This is a genomic window from Limnospira sp. PMC 289.06, from assembly GCF_032350395.1.
GTDB lineage: Bacteria > Cyanobacteriota > Cyanobacteriia > Cyanobacteriales > Microcoleaceae > Limnospira > Limnospira platensis.
This window is the reverse complement of record NZ_JARPLC010000226.1, coordinates 1-3,368: the sequence shown is the minus strand read 5'-3', so window position 1 is coordinate 3,368 and position 3,368 is coordinate 1. Positions and strand designations below refer to the sequence as shown.

The window sequence follows — 3,368 nt, the reverse complement described above, 5'->3', positions numbered from 1 at the left end:
CTTAAACCACAGCAACTCATCGAAATCGGATTGATAACAGCCACATTATCAGTGATGCTAGGGGAGTCAGTAGTGGCGACCTCATCACAGCTTTATTCGTAGGTTGGGTTGAGGAACGAAACCCAACATTATGGCTCAAATCGCGGGGATTGACTTACTTAAATAAACCCAGATTTTCTAGCTTGTACTTTCCCATAAATTGTCTGCAAAAATAAAGGAATTAACCCATGATTAAACCACAGCAACTCATCGAAATCGGATTGATAACAGCCACATTATCAGTGATGCTAGGGGAGTCAGTAGTGGCGACCTCATCACAGCTAAAAACCAGTTCATCATCCCCTGAGCCCACGCCTATAATTCTCGCCCAAAATAGCAGGAATTCAGAAGCCAATAGATTATTAAATGAGGGATTACGACTATTTCGGCAACGAACAGCAGAATCATTACGAGAAGCCCTAGAAAAGTTGCAAGCCGCCCGCGACCTCTATCGCGCCGCTGGGGATAAAGGAAAGGAAGCCACCACCCTACTGGGTATCGGCACAATTAATGACCTATTGGGGGAAAAGCAGCAAGCCGTTACATAAGACTTACCCAAAGCTGCCCATAACTAGACTTTTCTATCTAAGATAACTTCTACTAGGGGTAGTTGGCGCTCATTTCCTGCTTCATACAGAACTGTCGGCAGCACTCTGTCCACAGGCTAACACCGTCTAACTGACGGCTTTCTCCAAATTGATGGAGGCATTCAAATCACGATCAATTTCTAGGCCGCAGTGGTCACACTTGAACACTCTTTCAGATAGGAAGAGTGTTTCTTTCTTTGTATGGCAGTTTGAGCAAGTTTTGGAGCTAGGGAACCATCGGTCAACTACTACAAATTCAGAACCATGCAGCTCACACTTGTACTCAAGCTGTCTATGAAACTCATAAAATCCCATATCTGCGATCGCTTTAGCTAGATTACGATTCGCCAACATACCAGATACATTCAAATCCTCAATCCCAATCTTGCCGTGGTTTTTGGCGAGGTAGGTGGTCAGCTTGTGTAATCTATCACGACGGATATTGGCAATCTGGCGATGCAGTCTAGCTATCTTTATTTGAGCCTTTTTCCAATTGTTAGACCCTCTAACTTTGTGTCGATTTAGCCGTTGCAACCTAGAGAGTTTATTCTCATATTTTCGGTAACTCTTAGTCCCTTCAAACACTTGACCAGTTGACAAAGTTGCCAGTGTTTTAACTCCTAAATCCACCCCGACAACTCCGACTAATTTAGGTGTGTGGGTTGGTTCAACTTCAATTTTCCAGCTAACAAACCATCTATCAGCCGTTCGACTAAACGTGAAAGATTTGGGTTGATATTGTATGGGTAAACGCTCATAAGTTTTTAGCCAACCTATCACGGGAACTTTGACACGGAAATGGTCAACTGCCAATGACCCATCGACAGTGAAGCTATCAGCACGTCCTTTTTTCTTGAACTTTGGGGGTTTCTTTCCCTTCTTAAATGCCTGCTTCCAGGCTTCTGCAAGATGTCTCAAAGCATATTGAGGAGCGCATTTACTCACTTCGTAATACCAGGAACACTCAGGCTTAACGATGGCGACTAGCCATTTATGAAGGTCTACCGCAGTTGGGAACTTAATCTTGTCCTGGGGATTAGCTTTATTGTGGTCAAGGATGTTTTTGGTTAATGCTAGTCCCCAATTCCAAGCGTGTCTAGCAACTCCACAATGCTTGGCTAGAGCGTTGCGTTGCTGGTTATTTAGTTTGATTGCCGTTTGAAATCCGAGTAACATGGCAACCCCTTAAATCCATTCCCATTTATGTTTGAGACATATTAGCACCTGAAGGTGCGGTAATTAATCTTTGTCAAAATCTTTAGCGCCTTCTAAGACAGGATTAAGGTCAAACCAACTACCATCATGATCGCAATATTCAAAGACAAATAGACTGCGGAGGAGAGTTTGATATTCTTCCTCACCTCGGACGGTTTTCTGCTGCGAAACTTGGCGGAGAAGTTCCCACTCGTCGGAGGTGATGGCTTTGCCTAATTCGTTGCGTCTCTCGCTAATTACCCGTTCAATCATGGTGCGGGTGAAGGGTGGATCGTCTTTTTGTAGACAATTAAATAGTAAAATTAGCAGGTTTCGTACATGACCACCACTCATCTGACAGAGATAATCGAGGGTGCTGGTAGAGTCAAATAATTTAGGGATTTCACGAAGGCGTTCTGTTTCGTTTAATTCGGGAAATGCTCGTGCTAATACCATTTGTCTGAGCAGATTAATTCCGGGTTCGCAGTCGCTACCGTCTCGTTCTTTGACTCTGACCATTGGTAGCAGTTTGGCGGGGGAACCAAAGCGGTTGCTGACGGCTTCTTTATCGTTGGAAAAGGTGAGAATTAGGGGAATTGTATAGATGACATGGCACAGCAGTTTATTGAGTTGTTCCCCCCTATCTACAAATAGATATTCTGGCTGGGTACGGATGCCGAATTTGGCTTTATTATCGATGCGATCGAGGTTGTCAATAATCACGACTAATCCCCCTTGTCCCCGTTGCTGTAGTTGTTGTTGAGCTGGGGTGATTAATTCCTGGTTAATGACTTCAATAATGTTATTAACTCGGGGTTCTAGGTGTTGTCTTAATAGCGATCGCACATCTCTGGAGTCTTTGGCTTTGGCGGTAATTTCACCAATCCCAAAAGCCAGGGAAAAACCCTCGGAGTCTTGGCTAACACCAATATCACCGACGACGGGAATATTGCTCCGAAAACTGGTAATTTCTGTATTCAGAAGGTTGGCGGCGCTTTTCAGAATGCCTTGAAAGCGTTTGGGTTGCAGACAGACACCACTATTTTCTAAACTTTGGGAAACTTGGCGAGCGATCGCCAGTAAGATGTCACTAATATCGACATCCGCCATATCTAAGTCCTGGGAAGACTCGAAGTAAACTACATGGAATTTTTCGGCTTCTAATTCAGTTTTTAATCGTGATAATTCCGTGGATTTTCCACAGCCTATATGTCCGGTAAATAATTGACAGGTAGGTTGATGGTCAGAAAAGGTGATCGTCCGTTTCAGTTCCCGAATTACATTAGAACCCCGAACTGGTGCAAAATCAATATAGTATTGTCGATCTTCAGGTTTCGATATATTCAGAGTGTATCGCGGGTTACAGGCTCGAAAGAATCGTCCAAGGTTTAGGGACATTTAATTTCTCCCCAGAATTTTAGGTCTACCTACTATTATCTACGATCGCAGCAGTTACATATCAGCATCTGCGATTAATTTCCAACGGGACTGGCCGGACTCGAACCGGAATTACAGCCTACAACCCCTATTCTACCGTTACTTAGGTGT

Annotated in this window: 3 protein-coding genes; 1 reads left to right on the top strand and 2 read right to left on the bottom strand. The window is 43.9% G+C overall.

Annotated features, from left to right (window positions below; all coding sequences use genetic code 11):
* Window positions 1-227: 227 nt before the first annotated feature.
* Window positions 228-587 carry a hypothetical protein gene (locus P5674_RS23715; RefSeq protein WP_014275128.1) on the top strand — a complete coding sequence of 120 codons (360 nt, stop codon included), beginning with the start codon at window positions 228-230 and terminating at the stop codon, window positions 585-587.
* A 126-nt stretch (window positions 588-713) separates the two neighbouring features.
* On the opposite strand, the gene P5674_RS23710 is transcribed toward P5674_RS23715, so the two are convergent.
* Window positions 714-1,802 (bottom strand): RNA-guided endonuclease InsQ/TnpB family protein, encoded by a 1,089-nt coding sequence (locus tag P5674_RS23710; RefSeq protein ID WP_014275129.1) that lies wholly within the window; start codon window positions 1,800-1,802, stop codon window positions 714-716.
* A 63-nt stretch (window positions 1,803-1,865) separates the two neighbouring features.
* The gene (locus P5674_RS23705) at window positions 1,866-3,218 is read right to left on the bottom strand and encodes an ATP-binding protein (RefSeq protein WP_006616250.1); all 1,353 of its coding nucleotides are present in this window, start codon (window positions 3,216-3,218) and stop codon (window positions 1,866-1,868) included.
* Between the last annotated feature and the right edge of the window lie 150 nt (window positions 3,219-3,368).